This is a genomic window from Tessaracoccus sp. MC1679 (assembly GCF_014164775.1).
In the GTDB taxonomy this organism is placed as follows: Bacteria; Actinomycetota; Actinomycetes; order Propionibacteriales; family Propionibacteriaceae; genus Arachnia.
The window spans coordinates 110741-129076 of sequence record NZ_JACJGB010000003.1 but is presented as its reverse complement, the minus strand read 5'-3'; the positions used below and the strand labels follow the sequence as shown (position 1 = coordinate 129076).

General features: G+C 68.8%; 19 protein-coding genes, 3 tRNA genes and 1 pseudogene. 12 read left to right on the top strand and 11 right to left on the bottom strand.

What is annotated here, in order from left to right:
* Positions 1-12: 12 nt before the first annotated feature.
* A tRNA-His gene (locus H5398_RS05960) sits at positions 13-88 on the top strand.
* Positions 89-139: 51 nt separating this feature from the next.
* On the opposite strand, the gene H5398_RS05955 is transcribed toward H5398_RS05960, so the two are convergent.
* Genes H5398_RS05955 through H5398_RS05945 form a run of 3 tightly spaced genes read right to left on the bottom strand, consistent with a single transcriptional unit; the run spans position 140 to position 2643 of the window.
* Complete coding sequence (locus H5398_RS05955; RefSeq protein WP_182799364.1) at positions 140-937, bottom strand: ABC transporter permease subunit; 798 nt, start codon at positions 935-937, stop codon at positions 140-142.
* 9 nt (positions 938-946) lie between these two features.
* Complete coding sequence (locus H5398_RS05950) at positions 947-1747, bottom strand: ABC transporter permease subunit (RefSeq protein WP_182799363.1); 801 nt, start codon at positions 1745-1747, stop codon at positions 947-949.
* Entirely contained in the window at positions 1744-2643 is a 900-nt protein-coding gene (locus H5398_RS05945) for an ABC transporter ATP-binding protein (RefSeq protein WP_182799362.1), read from the bottom strand. Before H5398_RS05945 ends, H5398_RS05950 begins: the two co-directional genes overlap by 4 nt.
* An 83-nt stretch (positions 2644-2726) precedes the next feature.
* Between H5398_RS05945 and H5398_RS17220 the strand changes: the two are divergent.
* Positions 2727-3176: pseudogene (locus H5398_RS17220) on the top strand (O-acetyl-ADP-ribose deacetylase); the annotation flags it as partial.
* Positions 3177-3667: 491 nt separating this feature from the next.
* On the opposite strand, the gene H5398_RS05935 reads toward H5398_RS17220, so the two are convergent.
* Positions 3668-4570 carry an SDR family oxidoreductase gene (locus H5398_RS05935; protein WP_220489177.1) on the bottom strand — a complete coding sequence of 301 codons (903 nt, stop codon included), beginning with the start codon at positions 4568-4570 and terminating at the stop codon, positions 3668-3670.
* A 140-nt stretch (positions 4571-4710) separates the two neighbouring features.
* On the opposite strand from H5398_RS05935, the gene H5398_RS05930 reads away from it, so the two are divergent.
* The 4 genes from H5398_RS05930 to H5398_RS05915 all read left to right on the top strand — a co-directional run bounded on the left by H5398_RS05930 (position 4711) and on the right by H5398_RS05915 (position 6949).
* Positions 4711-5187, top strand: coding sequence for a hypothetical protein (locus H5398_RS05930; RefSeq protein ID WP_182799360.1), 477 nt, complete (start codon positions 4711-4713; stop codon positions 5185-5187).
* Positions 5188-5260: 73 nt separating this feature from the next.
* Positions 5261-5336, top strand: a tRNA-Lys gene (locus tag H5398_RS05925).
* A gap of 197 nt (positions 5337-5533) precedes the next feature.
* Complete coding sequence (locus H5398_RS05920) at positions 5534-6526, top strand: metalloregulator ArsR/SmtB family transcription factor (RefSeq protein ID WP_182799359.1); 993 nt, start codon at positions 5534-5536, stop codon at positions 6524-6526.
* Positions 6527-6541: 15 nt separating this feature from the next.
* A complete protein-coding gene (locus H5398_RS05915) occupies positions 6542-6949 on the top strand; it encodes an arsenate reductase ArsC (RefSeq protein ID WP_182783581.1) in 408 nt (135 codons plus the stop codon).
* Here H5398_RS05915 and H5398_RS05910 read toward each other — a convergent pair whose 3' ends face one another.
* A complete protein-coding gene (locus H5398_RS05910) occupies positions 6950-7282 on the bottom strand; it encodes a DUF3618 domain-containing protein (RefSeq protein WP_182783579.1) in 333 nt (110 codons plus the stop codon). It abuts the gene before it with no gap.
* A 76-nt stretch (positions 7283-7358) separates the two neighbouring features.
* Between H5398_RS05910 and H5398_RS05905 the strand changes: the two genes are divergently transcribed.
* From H5398_RS05905 to H5398_RS05890, 4 genes are all read left to right on the top strand, one after another.
* A complete protein-coding gene (locus H5398_RS05905) occupies positions 7359-7838 on the top strand; it encodes a peroxiredoxin (RefSeq protein WP_182783577.1) in 480 nt (159 codons plus the stop codon).
* Complete coding sequence (locus H5398_RS05900) at positions 7831-8487, top strand: YigZ family protein (RefSeq protein ID WP_182799358.1); 657 nt, start codon at positions 7831-7833, stop codon at positions 8485-8487. Before H5398_RS05905 ends, H5398_RS05900 begins: the two co-directional genes overlap by 8 nt.
* Before the next feature lie 80 nt (positions 8488-8567).
* On the top strand, positions 8568-9692 hold the full coding sequence (locus tag H5398_RS05895) for a serine protease (RefSeq protein ID WP_182799357.1): 1125 nt from the start codon (positions 8568-8570) through the stop codon (positions 9690-9692).
* An 833-nt stretch (positions 9693-10525) separates the two neighbouring features.
* Positions 10526-12352: an HNH endonuclease signature motif containing protein gene (locus H5398_RS05890; protein WP_182799356.1), complete on the top strand. Its 1827-nt coding sequence runs from the start codon at positions 10526-10528 to the stop codon at positions 12350-12352.
* Positions 12353-12480: 128 nt separating this feature from the next.
* Here the strand turns inward: H5398_RS05890 and H5398_RS05885 are convergent, their stop codons facing one another.
* The 3 genes from H5398_RS05885 to thpR all read right to left on the bottom strand — a co-directional run bounded on the left by H5398_RS05885 (position 12481) and on the right by thpR (position 13585).
* Positions 12481-12828 (bottom strand): NifB/NifX family molybdenum-iron cluster-binding protein, encoded by a 348-nt coding sequence (locus H5398_RS05885; RefSeq protein ID WP_182799355.1) that lies wholly within the window; start codon positions 12826-12828, stop codon positions 12481-12483.
* A 96-nt stretch (positions 12829-12924) separates the two neighbouring features.
* Positions 12925-13006, bottom strand: a tRNA-Leu gene (locus H5398_RS05880).
* A 21-nt stretch (positions 13007-13027) separates the two neighbouring features.
* A complete protein-coding gene (thpR, locus tag H5398_RS05875; protein WP_182799354.1) occupies positions 13028-13585 on the bottom strand; it encodes an RNA 2',3'-cyclic phosphodiesterase in 558 nt (185 codons plus the stop codon).
* Positions 13586-13658: 73 nt separating this feature from the next.
* On the opposite strand from thpR, the gene H5398_RS05870 reads away from it, so the two are divergent.
* Positions 13659-14342: a hypothetical protein gene (locus tag H5398_RS05870; RefSeq protein WP_182799353.1), complete on the top strand. Its 684-nt coding sequence runs from the start codon at positions 13659-13661 to the stop codon at positions 14340-14342.
* Positions 14343-14409: 67 nt separating this feature from the next.
* Positions 14410-15720, top strand: a complete 1311-nt coding sequence (locus H5398_RS05865) for a DUF2254 domain-containing protein (RefSeq protein ID WP_182799352.1) — start codon at positions 14410-14412, stop codon at positions 15718-15720.
* Positions 15721-15724: 4 nt separating this feature from the next.
* Here the strand turns inward: H5398_RS05865 and H5398_RS05860 are convergent, their stop codons facing one another.
* From H5398_RS05860 to H5398_RS05850, 3 genes are read right to left on the bottom strand one after another with little or no spacing between them, the layout of a single operon-like run.
* Positions 15725-17053 carry a DNA polymerase IV gene (locus tag H5398_RS05860; protein ID WP_182799351.1) on the bottom strand — a complete coding sequence of 443 codons (1329 nt, stop codon included), beginning with the start codon at positions 17051-17053 and terminating at the stop codon, positions 15725-15727.
* A 7-nt stretch (positions 17054-17060) separates the two neighbouring features.
* On the bottom strand, positions 17061-17543 hold the full coding sequence (locus H5398_RS05855; RefSeq protein WP_182799350.1) for a dihydrofolate reductase: 483 nt from the start codon (positions 17541-17543) through the stop codon (positions 17061-17063).
* Positions 17540-18331, bottom strand: coding sequence for a DUF1707 domain-containing protein (locus H5398_RS05850; protein WP_182799349.1), 792 nt, complete (start codon positions 18329-18331; stop codon positions 17540-17542). The genes H5398_RS05855 and H5398_RS05850 overlap by 4 nt, the downstream gene beginning before the upstream one ends.
* Positions 18332-18336 lie beyond the last annotated feature (5 nt).

Below are 18336 nucleotides of genomic sequence, written 5' to 3'. Positions count from 1 at the left end.
GACGGCAACATGGTGGGTATAGCTCAGCTGGTAGAGCACCTGGTTGTGGTCCAGGGGGCCGCGGGTTCAAGTCCCGTTACTCACCCCACGCAGAACCCGCCCCGAGCATCTCGGGGCGGGTTTTCTGCGCCATCGGCGCTCACACGGCCAGGTCGCGGTCCGCGAAGAGGCGATAGGTCCCGGCGACGGCAAGCGCGATGATGCCGACAGACAGTGCCACGAACACCGGGTCCAGGGCGCCGTCAGCCATCAGCGTGGCCGCGTCGAAGTACTTGAACGGCGTCAGGAACCTCAGGAAGGCGAGGTCCTCGTTGAGGTTGACCAGGTAGTAGACGAGGAAGGTCAGGAACATCACCGAGGTAGACCTTGAGGCGGCCAGCTTCGGGCGCCTCGATGCACCCGCCACGAGGGCGCCCACCGCCAGGAAGATGAGCTGCAGGAACAGCAGCCCCACCATCAGGACGGCCACCTCATCGCTGGAGGACCGCCCGTCGCCGAAGAAGCCGACGAAGTAGAGCGACGAGGCGGTGGTCACGAGGTTGAGGACAAGGACATTGACCAGGCCGGCGAGCAGCTTGCCGGTCAGCGCACGGCCACGGGTGATGGGCTTGGCGAACAGGAACTCGGAGGTCCTGTCCCGCTCCTCCTTCGAGATGAGGGTGGAGCCGAGGAGGACGGCGTGTACGGCCCCCATCACGGCCACGTACAGGAACAGCACACCGTAGAACCCGCTCGCCGTCGACAGGTCGAAGCCGGTCATCCCGAACACCACCAGGACCGCCCTCGGCAGAGTGGCCATCAAGGCCTCGACGGACTCTCCCGCCTCCTCGTAGCCGGCGAACTTCGCCATGCCGGCGCCGACGAGGGCCACCATCCCCAGCGACCAGAAGAGCAGCCCCAGGCGGTGCACCTTCAACTCACGCAGAAAGACGTTCATCCTTTTCTCCTACGCCGACGCCCGCACGTCTTTGCGCACGTAGATCAGATAGCTCAGGCCGATCGTGACGACCACGAAGACGGACAGCACGATCAGCGGTGCGGTCGCCAGACTCGAGTTGGCGATGATGTGCTCGGTCTCGAAGTACTTGAACGGCGTCAGGAACCAGGCTTCGTCGTTGGCCACGACGTCGCCCACCACGCCGACGATGTAGAACGCGAAGACCGTCGGCAGGGACACCGCGACAACCGACTTGATCCTGGGGATCGTGACGGCGAACAGCGCCCCGAGCGCCAGGAAGAACAGTTGCACCAGGAAGAGCGTGGACGCCATCACGAGGAAGGTCCGGGCCGAGAAGGCCTCCTCGGACATGACACGCGCCACCGCGTAGGCGACGGTTGCGAAGACGAGATTGGTGAGGATGAGCAGCGCCAGAGCCGCGCCGAGCTTGGCGGTGACCACGCGGGACCTGGTGACGGGCTTGGTCAACAGGAAGTCCGCCGTCTTTCCCGAGGTCTCCTTGGAGATGATCCCGGTGCCGAGGTTCATCGCCTGGATGGATCCGGCGAGGATCGCGAAGCTGAGCAGGTATCCGAAGAAGCCGAAGATGGTGAAGAAGCTCGCAAGCGAGATGTTCAAGGCGTCCATCACCACCGCGGGGAACTGCTCGAACACCTGCCGGGTCACCGCGACATCCGCGGTGAAGGCGGGATAGAGGGCCATGAACACGACCAGGATCGAGGAGAGGGAGATGACCCAGGTGATCGTCGACCCCCGGTAGGCCCTGAGCTCTCGGAGGAAGACGTTCACCGCTCGTCCCCCCTCTGGTAGTAGTGCAGGAAGATCTCCTCCAGGTCCGGTTCCTCGACGAGGAGGTCGACGAGGTCCTGCTCGGCGAGCATCCTCGTCACCTCGTTGATGCGGCCGCGGTACAGGAAGCTCGCCGTGTGGTTGGCCACCACGAGGTCGCTCACGCCCTCGATCCCGAAGCGCGACGGGTCCGGCGGCTCCGCCAGCTCCACCGTGAAGCGCTTGGTCTGGTTCTCGAGCAGCGTCCTGATCTCCTCGACCTTGATGATCGAGCCCTCCTTGATGATGGCCACCCGGTCACAGAGCCGCTGCACCTCCCCCAGGATGTGCGAGGAGAACAGGATGGTGGCGCCCCTCTGGTTCTCCTCCCTCAGCCGGTGGAAGAACTGCTGCTGGATGAGCGGATCCAGGCCGCCGGTGGGCTCGTCGAGGATGATCAGCTTCGGCTCGTGGGCCAACCCCTGGATGATCCCGACCTTCTTCTTGTTGCCGTAGGACAGGTCGTCGATCTTCTTCTTGAGGTCCAGGTCGAACATCTCGGCGAGCTCCCGGATCCTCGCCTCGGTGACCTTCCGGTCCTTGGCGTAGAAGCTCGCCGAGTACTTCAGGAGGTCGATCACCCGCATGTCGTCGTAGTAGAAGACTTCAGAGGGCAGGTATCCGACCTCCTGCCGGATCTCGGGCCCGAACTGGGTGATGTCCTTGCCGAACACGGTCGCGGAGCCGCTGGTGGGGTGGATCAGGCCGAGCAACGTTCTGATGGTGGTGGACTTGCCGGCCCCGTTGGGTCCGATGAAGCCGTAGATCTCGCCGTCCAGCACCGACATGTCGACATCGACGATGCCGCGGGCGCTGCCGTAGGATTTGGTCAGCTTCTGCGTCTCGATGACGTACATCTCTGCTCCGATGAGCGGTGGAAACCACCTCCAATCGTAGCCATCCACGGTTGACGGAGTGAGCTTCGGGCCACACTGGGATCATGACCGCGATCACTGTCGTGCAGGGCGACATCACCGAACAGAGCGTGGACGCGATCGTCAACGCCGCCAACAACCGGATGCGCGGAGGCGGGGGCGTCGACGGCGCCATCCATCGAGCCGGCGGCCCCGCGATCCTCCGCGACTGCATCGCCCGGTTCCCGACCGGGCTCGCCACAGGAGACGCGGGATGGACCACAGGCGGCGACCTGCCGGCCCGCTGGGTGATCCACACCGTCGGCCCCAACTATGCCGCCGGGCAACGCGACCGCGCCCTGCTGGAATCCTGCTATCGCCGCGCGCTGCAGGTCGCCGACGAGCTCGGGGCCCGCAGCGTGGCGTTCCCGCTGATCAGCGCCGGCGTGTACGGCTGGCCGCTGAGCGACGCCGTGGCCGCGGCCGTCGAGAGCATCGCGTCGGCGTCGACCCGGGTCGACGAGGTGAGGATCGTGACGCCCGCCCAGAGCACGCTGGAGGAGGTCCGGCAGGCGCTCGCGGCGGGGACGCCGCTGCGCATCCTCCGGGGGGTGCGCGCGCTGCACGAGCGCGGCTACCACCGCATCCGGGTCTGGCCGAGCATCAGCCCCTCGGGCATGCATTGGCGGGCCACCCTCACCGCGACGGATCCCGGTGCGGATCGCCCGCCACGCGAGGTGCTCCGCTACACCACCGGCGACCTGACGGGATTCGCCGGCGGGGAGGTCACCCTCGCCGCCGGCCCCGAGGAGGTGGCCGAGCTCATCCTCGGCCAGTGGCCGGGGCTCAGCGCCACGCACGACGATCCCGCCTACGTCGAGTGGTTCGCCGGGCTGCTGAGCCGCGTTGAGGAGGCCGGACGGCTGCCCCTCGCCTCCGCTGACTACTTCGACGACTCAGCAGGCTGGGAGATCGGCTGGGGAAGCGGTGTTCGGTACCCCCACCCACCGGGCGGGGCTTGATGCGGTCAGAAGACCGGACGCCCGCCGGTGACCCCGATCACGGTGCCGCTGACGTAGGACGCCTCGGCCGGGCTGGCGAGGAACACGAAGGCGCCGGCGAGTTCCGACGGCTGGCCCGCGCGGCCCAGCGGGGTGTTTCCGCCAAACGTGGGCATGCCCTCCCCCGGCTTCGTGGCCGGCTGCAGCGGAGTCCAGATGGGCCCGGGCGCCACCGCGTTGACCCGGATGCCCTTCGCGCCGAGGTCGGCGGCCAGGTTGACGCTGAAGTTGTTGATCGCAGCCTTCGTGGCCGCGTAGTCGATCAGCGGTTCCGACGGATCGTAGGCCTGGATGGAGCTCACATTGATGATGCTGGACCCCCTGCCCAGGTACTCGAGTGCCTGTTGGGTCACCCAGAACAGGGCATACAGGTTGGTCCTGAACACGCGGTCCATCTCGTCGGTGGTCACATCGGCCAGCCCGTTCCCGCGGCGGGCCCACTGGAAGCCTGCGTTGTTGACGACGATGTCCAGGCCGCCGAGCGCGGAGGCCGCGTCGTCGACGATTCCGCGGGAGACAGCCTCGTCGGTCAGGTCCCCAGGCAGCAGCACGCAGGTCCGGCCCGCCTTCTCCACCCACGTCCGGGTCTCGTCGGCATCGGACTGCTCCTCGGCGAGGTAATTGATGGCGACGTCGGCGCCTTCACGGGCGTAGGCGATGGCCACGGCACGCCCGATGCCCGAGTCTCCTCCGGTGATGAGCGCCTTGAGGCCGGCAAGGCGGTCGCGGCCCACCCACGACTCCTCGCCGTGATCGGGGTACGGGTCCATCGGTGGGGTCAGGCCCGGGGGTTGCTGCTCCTGGGCGGGGAACCCGCCCTTCTCCCCTGCGAGCTCTCGAGCTGACTTGTCCACTGCGTACAGATCCATGGTCATCCTCCCGTGGTTCTCTCTGGTCGGAGCGTTGCCCCTGGAGGGGACGTACCCACTTCCTCTGAGTGGCAAACAACGTCCCGCCTCCCGATTTATGCGGCGCTACCATGAGCGAACCTGCGGGCGAAGGAGTTCACATGGGCAACTGGGGGCCGGGCAACGAGGATCAGGCGGTGGACGTGGACGCGCCAGCTGCCGCGCTACCCGGAAGCCATGGGGTACAGCAGGCCGCCGTCGGGCTGACCGAGGGCGAAGTGACGATAAACCGCGAACTCCTGGGAACGCTGCCTTACTTCCTCGACGGCGGGGAGACCGCGATCCTGGTGTGCGTCGGCCAGGTGCCGGTGGACAAGTCGCTGACGCTCGAGCCGGCGGCCATCGTGTTGACGGACCGGTTTCTCCGCATCATCCGGGAACCCGACGATCAAAGCACCGCGATCAGCATCGACTACCGGGCCCACCCCGATCTCAGGCTGACCTCCGCCCGCGGCATTCTGGCCGACTCGTTGGCCATCGAGTGGCAGGGGGCGGTGGACGTTCAGGTGACGGACGTGTCGAAGAACGGACGCAACCTGGAGCCGGCGCTCCTGGAGCTCATCCAAGCGGCACCCTGACCGTCACCCGGTCAGAGCCGGCCCGATCGATTGGACTTCGCCGGAAGGTAGCGTCTACAGTTGGTCCTCGCGCGCACCGCTAGCTCAACTGGCAGAGCAGCTGACTCTTAATCAGCGGGTTCAGGGTTCAAGTCCCTGGCGGTGTACCAACGTCGTAGCCACGTGGCCCTCGCCCTTCGGGGTGGGGGCCACGTGGCGTTCGTGCCCCACGGGGCCCCTCTTCGATCTGGTCAGCGCCGGACTCATCATCGAATCGCGAGCGACATCAGGTAGCCACTCCTGTGCGCCCATCGCCTCGCGGACCCAGCACATTGCACCTTGTATCGACGCATGTCACTATTTATCTATGTCAATTTGTGAGCAGTTAGACCTACCTGATCCGCTCAGCCCGGAGCGCGCCTCCGAGCTCACCACCGCCCTCAAGGCACTGTCAGACCCCGCACGCCTGCGCATGGTGGCCATGATCGCCGCCGACCCGCGCGGCGAGGCCTGCGTCTGCGACTTCACCGGCTCAATCGACCTGGCCCAGCCCACCGTCTCCCACCACCTCAAGGTGCTGTTCGAGGCCGGGCTCCTCACCCGCCGCAAGGAGGGCACGTGGGTCTTCTACCGCGTGGTGCCCACCAAGCTGGATGAGGTCGCCCAGGCGCTGGGCTCCTTCAGCAAGGGGCCGGCGCCCGAGGTCCACGAATCCGCTCACCTCGAGCTGCCCTCGGCAGGAACCGTCGAGCATGTCCTGGCCCGCGGCGTCGACGAGCTCACCTACCGCTTCACCGGCACCTTCGCCCGCGAGACCGTGGACCGCTACGTCCACGAGTCCTTCCAGACGCTGTACCGCACGGCACGGATCAAGACCTTCGTGCCGGTGCTGGCCGTCCGCTTCGCCCAGGAGCGGCTGACTGCTCTGGCGCAGTCGCAGGGCCACATCGCCAAGACGGTCCCCGAGGTGCTGTTCGTCTGCACCCACAACGCGGGCCGCTCCCAGATGGCCGCCGCGCTCCTCACCGCGATGGCCCCCGGCCGGGTGCACGTGCGCTCCGCCGGCTCGCTGCCTGCCTCCGAGATCAACCCAGCCGTGATCGAGTCCCTCGCCGAGATCGGCCTCGAGCTTGGTCAGGCGTTCCCGAAGCCCCTCACCGACGACGTGGTGCGCGCCGCCGACGTCGTCGTCACCATGGGCTGCGGCGATTCGTGCCCCATCTACCCCGGGAAGCGCTACCTGGACTGGGAGCTCCCGGACCCGGCGGGCCAGTCACCCGACGACGTCCGCCCCATCCGCGACCAGATCTCCGCCAAGCTTCAAGGCCTGCTCGTCGAGCTCGGCATCCCCACCACCTGAAAGGCCCCTGACCCCATGACCGACAAGCCCAGTGTCCTCTTCGTCTGCATCCACAACGCCGGCCGCTCCCAGATGGCCGCCGGCTATCTGCGCCACCTCGGCCAGGGAAGGATCGACGTCCTCTCAGCCGGCTCGGCCCCCGCCGACAGCATCAACCCGGCCGCCGTCGAGGCGATGGCCGAGGAGGGGATCGACATCTCGGCCGAGAGCCCCAAGATCCTCACCACGGAGGCCGTGCAGGTCTCCGACGTGGTGGTCACCATGGGCTGCGGCGACACCTGCCCCTTCTACCCGGGCAAGCGCTATGAGGACTGGGTCCTGGAGGACCCTGCCGGGAAGGGCGTGGAGTCCGTGCGCCCCATCCGCGACGACATCCGCCGTCGCGTGGAGGAGCTGATCGCCGAGCTACTGCCGGCTGCGTGATCAGCGGGTGAGGGCCCGCCGGGTGCGCGCCTCAAGGGAGGTGCGACGGTTGGCGATGGTGTTGATGGTCACCACGAACACCACCAGCCCGAGCACCGCCCCACCGATGGCGATCAGTCGGTCGGTGCGCCAGCCGCCCTCATCGTCGCGAACCTGGGCGGCCACAGCGTCGAACTCGGCCTTGGCGAACTGCTTGGCCTGGTCCACCCCAGCCCGGGCGATGTTCTGCGGCTTGACGGACTCCACCGCATCCGACGTGGCCTGAGCGAGCTTCGCGCGCGCCGCGGCCAGGTCTGCGCGGATCTCATCGACGGATCGTGAGCCATTAGACATGCGGTTCTCCTCAACTGACTGCCCCCAGCCTATTCAACGAAACCAGCCCGTGGTTGGGGGCCCTAGAATGTGGCGCATGACCGCACGCCTGACCACCGGCTCCGCCGCCCCCGCCTTCACCCTCCCTGATCAGGACGGCGCGAGCGTCTCCCTGGCAGATCACGCCGGCGGCACTGTGATCCTCTACTTCTACCCCGCGGCGATGACGCCCGGATGCACCACGCAGGCCGTGGACTTCTCCGAGTCGCTGGAGGAGTTCACCGAAGCCGGCTACACGGTGCTCGGCTGCTCGCCGGACCCGGTGGAACGCCTAGCCAAGTTCAAGCAGACCTCTGAAGTGGGCTTCACCCTCCTTGCGGATCCGGGCAAGGCGGTGCACAACCTGTACGGCGCCTACGGCCCTCGCAAGTTGTACGGCAAGGAGATCGAGGGCGTGCTCCGCTCCACCTTCGTCATCGACGTCGACGACGCCGGCGAGGGCATCGTGCGCGTGGCGCAGTACAACGTGAAGGCCACGGGCCACGTGGCCAAGCTGCGGCGCGAGCTGGGTGTCTGAGACCTCGTTCCGCACCATCGACGTCTCGCAGGGCGGTGGCGTCGACGTCGAACTCGAGATCAGGCGGTCGCGGTTCCTCACCCGGCTCCGCAGGGTGTCCACTGAAAACGCCGCCCGCGCCGTCGTCGAGGAACGGCGATCGGCACATTTTGACGCCCGCCACCACTGTTCCGCGTTCGTTCTGGGGGTGGATGGGCGCACCGCCCGCAGCTCTGACGACGGCGAGCCCGCCGGCACCGCCGGGCTGCCGATGCTGCAGGTGCTGCAGAAGAACGCGCTGACCGACGTTGTCGCGGTGGTGACCCGCTACTTCGGCGGCATCAAGCTGGGCGCCGGAGGACTTGTGCGGGCGTACTCCGACGCCGTCGCCGCGGCCGTGGAGGCGGTGGGCATCCGCGAGGTGCGGCTGAGCCGCCTGCTCAGGGTCGACGTGGACTACGCCGAGGCCGGCGCCTACGAGAACCAGCTACGGGGGCTGATCCTGCCGTCCGGCCTGACCGTGGTGGTCGACGGGGTGGAGTGGACCGACCGCGCACACATCACGGTCGCGGTGGAGGCCGGCGGCGAGTCCGACTTCGCGGCGGTGCTGGCAACGATCTCCGGGGGGAGCCTGACAGCGGCGCCAGCCGGCGAGCGCTGGATGGGATAGCTCGCGTATCAGGACGGCTGTTGCGCGCCTCTTCACGGGTGTGACCGCTGGCACGGCGGTCCCAGACGAGGGAGATGACCATGAGCTCCGAACCGATCCGCTATGAGCGCCTCGAACGCGCCGTCCAGGCCCGCGAGGCCCTCACATCACCGCCCGATGAGGGCGTGACCGAGACCCTGTTCCTCACCGGCCGCGAACCCATCCCGGAGGTGCGCCACGTCGAGGTGGTCGAGCCTGTGGTTGCGCTCAGCGACGACAAGACCTTCCGTGTGGACCTGACCATCCCTCGCAAGGCCATCGGCGTCCACTCGTTCGGACCCGGCGTGGACAGCACCAAACTCTCCTCTCGACGACGGTTGTTCACGGAGGAGGAGCACTCCGACGCGGTGGTCGGTTTCCTGCCTGACCACCTGGATCTCCGGGTGAAGCCGGAGAAGCTGGACCGAAGGCTGCGCCGTCGACTCAAGGGCCGCATCCCCAGCCTCGATGACCCGGACGCGAAGTGGGCCACTACCGTCTTCGGTACCGACGACCGCTACGACTTCAGCGACACCGGCTTCCCGTGGTGCACCGCCGGCAGGGTGGAGACGTCCAACGGCGGCTGGGCGTCGGGGGCGATGGTGGGCCCCCGCCACCTCCTGACCTGCAGCCACGCTATCGGCTGGATCATCAACCCGGACCCGCACGTGGCGGGCTGGATCAAGTTCATGCCCAGCTACTTCGACGGCAGCACCCCGTTCGGCACGGCATGGGGGATCCACATCTACTGGCAGGAGCAGGTGTTCGGGCCCACCATCGAGGGCACGGAGGAACGGCACGACTACGTGGTGGTGGTGCTCGACCGGCGGATGGGTGACCTGACCGGGTGGATGGGCTCGCGCACCTACTCGGACTCGTGGGACGGCGGCAACTACTGGAGCCACATCGGCTACCCGCAAGACATCGCCGGCGGCAGCCGCCCATGCTTCGTCGGGGACTTCAGCCTCGACGGGCACGACTCCCAGCCGGAGACGGCGCAGGCCATCATGCACCAGGCCGACGTGATCCCGGGCCAGTCCGGCGGGCCCATGTTCGGGTGGTGGGAGGGTGAGCCGTGGCCCCGAGTGGTGGCCGACCAGAGTTGGCAGAACGCCACCACCAATGGTGCGAGCGGCGGCTCACACATGGTGGACCTCATCATCCGAGCCCGCAACGACTTCCCCTGAGCAGCTCCGCTTAAGGAGCGGCGGGGCCTGTCCCCTTTCGCTCCCTGAGGAGGGCCGCCCGCGGAGCGGCGTGGCAGGTCGACTCCCGCTCCCTGAGGAGGGCCCCCGCGAAGCGATGTGGCCGGTCGGCTCCCGCTCCCTGAGGAGGCGCGCCGCCGAAGGCGCGGGTGCCGTCTCGAAGGGTCGTGACTACCACCTTCGTGCGAATCTCATGGTCGGGTGCGGTGAGCCGTGAGTCGATGTCCGGGCGGCCGTTGTCCAGAGTCCCGTTGTCGACTGCTGGTCTGGTTGGTGGCTGGGGTGTTGAGGCCGCCCGGGCATCGTCTCCCGTCTCCCCGCACTCGTCATGCCTGTGGCGTTGCCAGGTCCCGGGTGCGGGCCGGCAGGGCGGCGTTGAGGTTGGGTCTGCTTGAGCGGGATGCCAGCTGGGTGATCGTCGGGTTGGGCACCGCTGCGCAGTGCCGCCCTGCCGTCCCCCACCCTTACCTGTCAGGCGCGGGACCCTCCGTGCTCGAACTTGCCCGCGGAGGGCGCAACCTCCGTCGTGGCCAACCCGCCCCATTCCGACAGCTGGGTGAGCCGGGCAAAGCCGCGTAGCGGCGCAGCCCGCGTCGAAGCCAACCCGACCGTCGAGCAGGCCCCGACCAAGTGTTCACATCGGGAACCACGGATGCTCTCGAACCGACTCAACTGTCGGTTGACAAGGCATGTCACTTCCTGGCCTCGACCTACGCGGCATGCTCCCAGAGACAACCAGAAATTGCCTGAATTTCTTCTGCAGGGGCGGGGTTCTGGGCCCGTTTCTGTCAGTGGCCGGTGACAGAATTGTTCACATGAGCGAGACGGTGGCAGACCTGGGACAGCGATACATCGCCGCCCTCTGGGACGCCGCCGCATCCATCGGCGCAGACCAGATCGCGATGCAACGCCTGGCCGGGCTGATGGACTCCATCAGTGAGGCCGAAGCCCAACTGGCCGGACTCCGTCTGCACCTCCTCCACGAAGCCAAGCTCTCCGCCGCGGACGCGGTGATCGACGGGGTGCGGCAGTCGGTGCGCACCACCCCCGCCCAAGCCACCGCGACACTGCCCCTCGCGCAGGATTTGGGGGACCGGTTCCCGCTGATCGGCGCCGCGTTGAGTGAAGGCTCAGTGTCGGTGGCGCAGGCGGAAGCGATCGTCGCCGGGCTGCGGAAACTCCCGGCGCGCCTGACCCGCGCCCAGCTGATCGAATGCCAGGAACTGATCCTCGCCCACGCCGACACCCTCGGCCCCGGAGAGCTACGCATCCTGGCATCGCGGCTGGTCGAGGTGATCGACCCCGACCACTCAGATGCCGACGACGCGACACGTCTGGCCCGGGAAGAGACCGCCGCGCGGCGCGACAGGTTCCTGCACCTGTCTCCCGATTTCCACGGGTCGATGCGGATCACCGGCCAACTCCCCGTCGCCGACGCCGCCCTCCTCACCGCCCAACTCGACGCCCTGATGCCAGCCGCCTCCACCTACGGCACCACCGGCGAGACCCCGAGCCGCGGCGCGCGCCGCGCCGACGCCCTGGTGCTGCTGACCCAGCACGCCGCCAGTGGCGGCACCCTCCCCTCGCATGGGGTGGACCGGCCCCAGGTCCACATCACCCTCAACTACGACACCCTCACCACCGGGCTGGGTGAAGTCAGCGTCCTCGGCTCCGGCGGGGTCGATGGTTTGTCGGCGGGGGAGGCCCGCCGCCTGGCCTGCGACGCGCGCCTGATCCCGATGATGCTGGGCACCCCATCGCGGCCACTGGACGTGGGCCGCACGCATCGCATGTTCACCCCCGCCCTCCGGGCCGCACTCGTCGAGCGGGATCAGGGCTGTGTGTTCCCCGGCTGTGCCGCAACACCGGCCTGCTGTGAGGCGCATCACATCATTCCGTGGTGGCAAGGCGGCGCAACATGCCTCGCCAACGGCGTGTTGCTCTGCCCATTCCACCACCGCCTCGTCGAACCCGACCCCCTCCAATCCGAAGAATCCCAATGGCAGGTCCACCTCGACCCCGCCACAGGTATGCCCTGGTTCACCCCACCCCGGCACATCGATCCGGCGCGCAGGCCGAGGCAGCATCAACGCCACCGGCTGCAGCAACTCACACCCCGCGTCGCGGGACCACCCTGCCCACCCGACCCCGGCTGCCTGACTCGGTCTCGCCGGTCGTGCCTGAGCGCCGTGCGCCGGACCTCGACGAACTCATCGGCCGCAGCTCCGCCGTCTGGGCTTCCGCCGGCTAGAGGTCAGCCCGCTGGTTCACCAGGGCCCGACGACCCGCTCACGAGTGCAGGGCAGCGGACTCAGTCAGGGATTGATGTTCAGGTCGAGAACCCTCCCCTGAGAGCCAGGGTGGGGGACGGCAGGGCGGCACTGCGCAGCGGTGCCCAACCCGAGGATCGCCCAACCGGCATCCCGCCCAAGCACACCCAACCCCCAACGCCGCCCTACCGAGCCGCACCCGGGAACAGGCAACGCCACAAGCAGGGCGAGTGCGGGGAGACGCGAGACGACGCCCGGGCGGCCTCAACAACCCGACCACAAACCCTGGCCGTGACGACCTCAAGAACATGGACATCGGCCGCATGGGCATCGGCTCACGGCTCACCACACCCGACCACAAAAACTGCGTGAAGGTGGTAGTCACAACCCTTCGAGACGGCACCCGCGCCTTCGGCGGCGCGCCTCCTCAGGGAGCGATGGGGACAGGCCACGCTCCGCGGGCGGCCCTCCTCAGGGAGCGGTGGTGCGGGCGGCCCTCCTCAGGGGGCGGTGGTACTGGCGGCCTCCAGAGCCTTCAGGATGGAGACGCGGGCGTCGCCAGGAGTGGCCGAGAGGATGGGGATACCCATCGTGTTCATGACGCGCACCATCCCCTCCCCCATGTGATCCACCACGACGGCGCTGATCGACTGGTCCTTGAGGAAGCGCACGATGCGCGCGTGGTGCGAGCCGTGGGTGCCGGCGTCGTGGGACATATCCCAGGCCACCTCGTCGATCCGCCACGACGTGACCTCGCCATCGGTGACCTCCGCGACGCCGATCCAGTGCGCCTTGCCCCAGGACGGTGCGGAGTGGCCATCGGGGGTGACGGGTGTGGCGACGAACATGAGGTCCTCCAGTGAGACGAGCGGAGTGGAACCCGCCCACTATCGCACTGGGCGGAGACGAGGCTGAAGGCGGGTGGGATCATCGCACCTGCGCGGTACCGAAGACGGGACTTGAACCCGCACGCCCGAGGGCACAGGAACCTAAATCCTGCGTGTCTACCAATTCCACCACTTCGGCTCGCCCTGTCGGGGGCGCCGTTCAGTCTAGGGGACCCGTCGGCTTCCCGCCCAGCGGGAACCTCTCCGCGACCACATAGCGCGCGCCCGGGTGCGACTCCACCAGGCACAACTCGTCGGCCACCCAACGCCAGCTGGGAAAGGAGTCGAACACTTCGAGCCAACGCACGGCGAGCAGCCCGCGGTTGTGCCGGGCCAGGGTCAGGTGTCCGACGAACCGGGCGCCGTCCGCCGCGACCCCAGCCCTGCTGGCGGCGGCCCGGCAGCTCGCCGACAGCGACGCCAACCGGTCGTCCGGGGTGGCCGCCGCGAGGCCGAGCACCCGGGACCTGGCCGGATCGGGGAAAGCGATGCCGCCGACGAGCTCCACGTCGAACGGCCGCGTCCGGGCCACCAGCTCCGCCAGGTTCTCCTCCAGCCGCCCGAGGTTCTCCTCCGGCACCTCGCCCATGAACGAGGTGGTGATGTGCCACCCCTCGGGGCGGGTCCAGCGCAGCGACGGTTCGGCGTCGCGTCTGGGCTCCAGCAGGGTGTCCAACTGACGGATGACACCGGCGGGCGGCAGGACTGCGGTAAACATGCGCGCTCCCATGCGGCCAGCGTACGCCCGTCGCTCTCTGGTCAACCGCCCTGAGCCGGACGTAGAGTGAGGCATGGATCCCAGTTCTGCCGCACTTGAGGCTGAGGATGCCAGGCCGCCGGCCGGCACCGACGAACGGTTCGCGGGTTTCGGCGTGGTCGGCCAGCCCTTCTCGTCGGGGCACCTCCTCGCCCTTCGTCATTTTCCGGTCTCGACGGTGGGGCCGGGGTACAACGCTGTCTGGATCAGGGATCCCGCCGGATCCTGGACGATGGCCGCCAACGTCGCCCCTCAGCAGTCCTGCCCCCGGTACTTCGGGGCCGCCCTGGACGGGGAGTTCGAAACAGCTGTCTCGATTGCCTGGACCGGAGACTCGACCCTTCGGGTCCATGTGGGTCACCCCGTGGACCTCGATTGGACGATCACCCTGCGATCCACTCCCCTGACGACGGCGATGTCGGCCGCCTGCAACGCCCTCCCCGATCCGCTGTGGCGAGGTGAGGTGTTCTCCCGGATGATGGGGGCGGTCGCCTCCGCCTTCCTCCGCACCGGCCGGCTGGCGCTGATCGGCGGGACGCCCAATGGACAGAGCTATGTGGCCAGACCGCGCCGCATCTGGCTGGTTGAGGATTCGTCAGCGACGCTGGCCGGGGTTTCTCTCGGCGTCCCGGCCCCGCTTGCCGAGCAGCAGGCGCTGGGCGACTTCTGGTTGCCCCAGCGCGGGCTGTTCATGGTGGGCTGGTCCGCCTTCAGCTAGGGCGTCGCTGACCGACCCGTGACGCGGGCCTCTCCCACGGCGGAGCGCCCTCCACTAGCCTGCCGATATGGGCAGACTCCGCAGTTGGCTATCTGACGTTCCGCAACGGTTCTGGTTCATCCCCGCGCTGTTCATCACCGCCGCGATCGCAGCGTCGCAACTCCTGGTAGCGGCCGATCGCGCGCAACTGCCCCTCCCGGGCGTGGTGGAGAGCTTCCTGTTCGACACCGGCGTCGACGGGGCAAGGGCCCTGCTCTCGGCCGTCGCGTCGTTCCTGGGCGTCGCGGGCACCGCCTTCTCCATCACCATCTCGGTGATCAGCACCACCTCCACCACGTACGGGCCGCGTCTGGTGCGCAACTTCATGCGGGACCGCAACAACCAGATCGTCCTGGGGGTGCTGGTGGCCACGTTCGTCTACACGCTCATGGTGTTGCGCACCATCCGCTCCGAGGGCGACGACGGGTCCGCCTTCGTGCCGCACATCGCCGTCAACGGGGCCATCGCCCTGGGCGTGGTGGACGTCTTCCTGTTCGTCTGGTTCATCAACCACATCGCGGGATCGGTCCAGGTCGACGCCCTCGTCAAGGGTGCCCGCGACGACTTCCGCCGCGCGGTCAGGGACAACTGGCTCGACCCCGACGACGAGCACGTCGACCACTTCGATCAGCCCCGCGAGGGTGGCGGCGTCGCGACGCTCGGCCGCTCCGGCTACCTCACCAGGATCGACGTCCGCGACCTCGCCGAGGACCTCACCCAGACCGCCACCTCTGTGCGGCTGCTCAAGCGGGTCGGGGACCAGGTGATGGAGGACGAACCCTTGGCACTGGTGTGGCCGGCGGAGGCCGTCGACGTGGCGCAGCACGGGATCCGCGACCACGTGCACGTCGGCCCCTCCCGGACGACGGAGCAGGACGTGCGTTTCGCGGAGCAACAGGTGGTGGAGCTCGCCGTCCGGGCGCTCTCTCCGGGCACCAACGACCCGTACACGGCGGTCAACGCAGTCGAGGAAGTGGCCGCCGGGGTGCTGACCGCCGTGTCGAGGCCCGACACCGGCACCATTCTCGTCGACGACGACGGGGCACCGCGCCTGTATCTGAGGCCCGTGCGCGCCGCGGAGATCGTCGACATGCCCTTCGAGCACCTGCGCCCCTACGCGCTGAACGCCCGCATCGTGCTGGAATCGTTGGTGGACCTCGCCGCCAGGATCCGCGTGGCGGCGGTGGACGCTGAGCTGGCCGCCCGTGCTGACCGCCACGTCGATCTGCTGGTGCAGGAGGCCGACGGTGAACTCACCGCCCCGGATCTGGCCACCCTCAGGCAGTACGTGGCCACGAGCCGGGCAGACTCGGTCACACAGCCTCCGGCGCGGCCCTGACCTGTCACCCGTCGTCGACCACGGCTCGCGGGAGCGCGTAGATCCCCGCAGGGCTGAGGCCCGGGTCGTCGACGGGCAGCGTCCGGATCGGTCCCGGACCCGTGGTGCGCGTCTCGAACCGCACCGTGACCCTCCCCAGGCCGGACCCCCATACCCAGCCGCGACCGTGCTCGTCATGGACCACATCCGCCCCGGGATGGAAGCCGCGGCCGCGCACCCCGCTGAGCCCCACGTCGTCGCCGAGGCTCACCTCCGTGACCGTCGATGCGGCCTCCTCATCACCGAAGAGGCGCTCCTGTGCTGAGGTGGCGAAGTTGCTCACCCCGATCCCCAGCAAGCGCACGCCCTCCCGCACGTCCACCTCTCCGAGCAGTTCCAGCCCGGCGACGGTGATGACGTCGACGGCGTCGGTGGCACCTCCCAGGCTTCGGGCCACGGTGCGGGTGGTGAAGTCCGGGAACCGCACCTTGACGGTCACGGTGCGCGCGAAGTAGCCGGCGCGGCTGAGCCGGCCCGCGACGGCGGCGGCGTCGCGGCGCAGGATCGCCTCCAGCTGGGCTCGGTCGGTGAGGTCGGTGGCGAAGGTGTCCTCCGTCGAGATGGACTTCGGGTCACGTTGGGGCTGCACCGCGCGGGTGTCGCGGCCCCAGGCGAGCGCGGCCAGGCCTTCACCGGCGGCCTGACCCAACTCACGGATCAGTTCGGCGCTGTCCGCGGCCCGCAGGTCCACGACGGTGTGCACGCCGATGGCCGACAGTCTCTGTTCGGTGGCCGGACCTACCCCGGGGATGGATCGCACCGGCAGCTGGGACAGGAAATCGAGTTCCTCGGCGGGGTCCATGATGCGGGCGCCGTCGGGCTTGGCCGCCTCCGAGGCGAGCTTGGCCAGGAACTTCGACGACGCCACCCCCACGGAGGCGGTCAGCCCCTCGGTGCGGGCGGTGAGCTCGGCCCGCAGCGCGGCGACTCGCTCGGGCACCTCGTCGTCGGCCCACCCCGAGGGCCCAAGGTCCACGAACGCCTCGTCCAGGCTCAGCGGCTCCACCAGGGGCGACACCTCGCGCAGGAGAGCCATCACTATCCGCGAGGACTCCCGGTACGCCTCGAACCGGCCGCCGAGGAAGGCCGCATTCGGGGCGCGGCGACGCGCCTCGGCCCCGGACATCGCGGAGCGCACCCCGAACCGGCGAGCCTCGTAGGAGGCGGTGGCCACCACCCCTCGCGGCCCCGCCCCGCCCACGACGACGGCCTTGCCGCGCAGGCTGGGCTTGTCGCGTTGCTCGACGGCGGCGAAGAAGGCGTCCAGGTCAAGGTGCAGGATGCGGCGCGCCATCGGCCGATCAGCCGACGGCCGACGGGGTGGGCACGTACTGCGAGAAGTGGAAGCCTTCCCGCACCTCGCGGGAGACCTCAGTCCACTCGCGCGGCGAGATGACCGGGAACCGGGCCTCACCGTCGGGTTGCTGGTTGACGTGGGTGATGTCCAGCTCGGTGAGGTACGGCCACGCCGCCTCGTAGATCTGCGCCCCGCCGCCGACGAAGCAGACCCGCTCCGGGGTTTCTGCGGCCAGGTCCAGGGCCTCGGTGATCGAGTGCGCCACCTCGACGCCCTCGTCGCTCCAGTCGGGGTCGCGGGTGACGACGATGATCCGCCGGTTGGGCAGCAGCCCGATCTGCTCGTGGGTGCGCCGCCCGAAGATGAGCGTGTTGCCGGTGGTGACCTTCTTGAAGCGGCGGAAGTCCTCGGGGATGTGCCACAGCATGTCCTCCCCGGAGCCGATCACCCAGTTGTCGGCGACGGCCGCGATCGCCACGATCCTCACGGCACCTCCCGGGCGATGATCTCGCCGGACTGGTCCACCTGGATCCAGCCGTCGGGCTCGAATGCCGTGGCCCTGGCTGTCGGGCGGCCGTCCTGCCACACCAACTCGACCTGCGCCAGGGCTCCGGGCAGGTTCGCCAACCCCGCGTCCTCGGCCTGAAGCACGAGCAGCTCGGCTTCCTCGAGGAGGAGACTGCTGGGAGGTGGTGCGCCTTCGACCTCCGAGTACTGCAGCGTGCCGTCGCCATACCAGTCGAACGCGCCCCCCTGCCCGGGTGACTTGACCCTCCACGCCATCCCTGTGACCTGTCCAGGGGTGACGCGGAGCTCGCTGACCGAGTCGTAGCCCTGATCGCGTAGAGCCTGGGCAGCGTTGAGCCACTGTTGGTGGAGGGACTGCGCCGGCACGAACACCGGGTCCGGGAACCCTCCGCTGACCTCTTGGGAGACAGGGGCCATGAACACCAGCCCGGCCGCGCCGAGCCCCACCACCGCCGCGACACCCACCGCACCCGCCATCAGGCCCCGTCGGGCGATCGGCTGCGGCTGGAATGCCCGCGGCGGCTGCACCACCGGGCGGAAGGCTGCCGGCGGCGCCTGCACCGGCACGATGTTCGGCTGCGGCAGGCCCTGGAACTGGGCCATGGCGTCGCGGTGCGTCACCGCCGCGAGCACGGCGTCGCTGCGAGTCTGGAACTCAGCCTCGTCCAGCCGACCGTCGGCGTAGGCCGTCGACAGCAGGTCGAGATACCTGTCCCGCTCCTGGAAGGACGGCCGCAGTTCGCTCATGACGG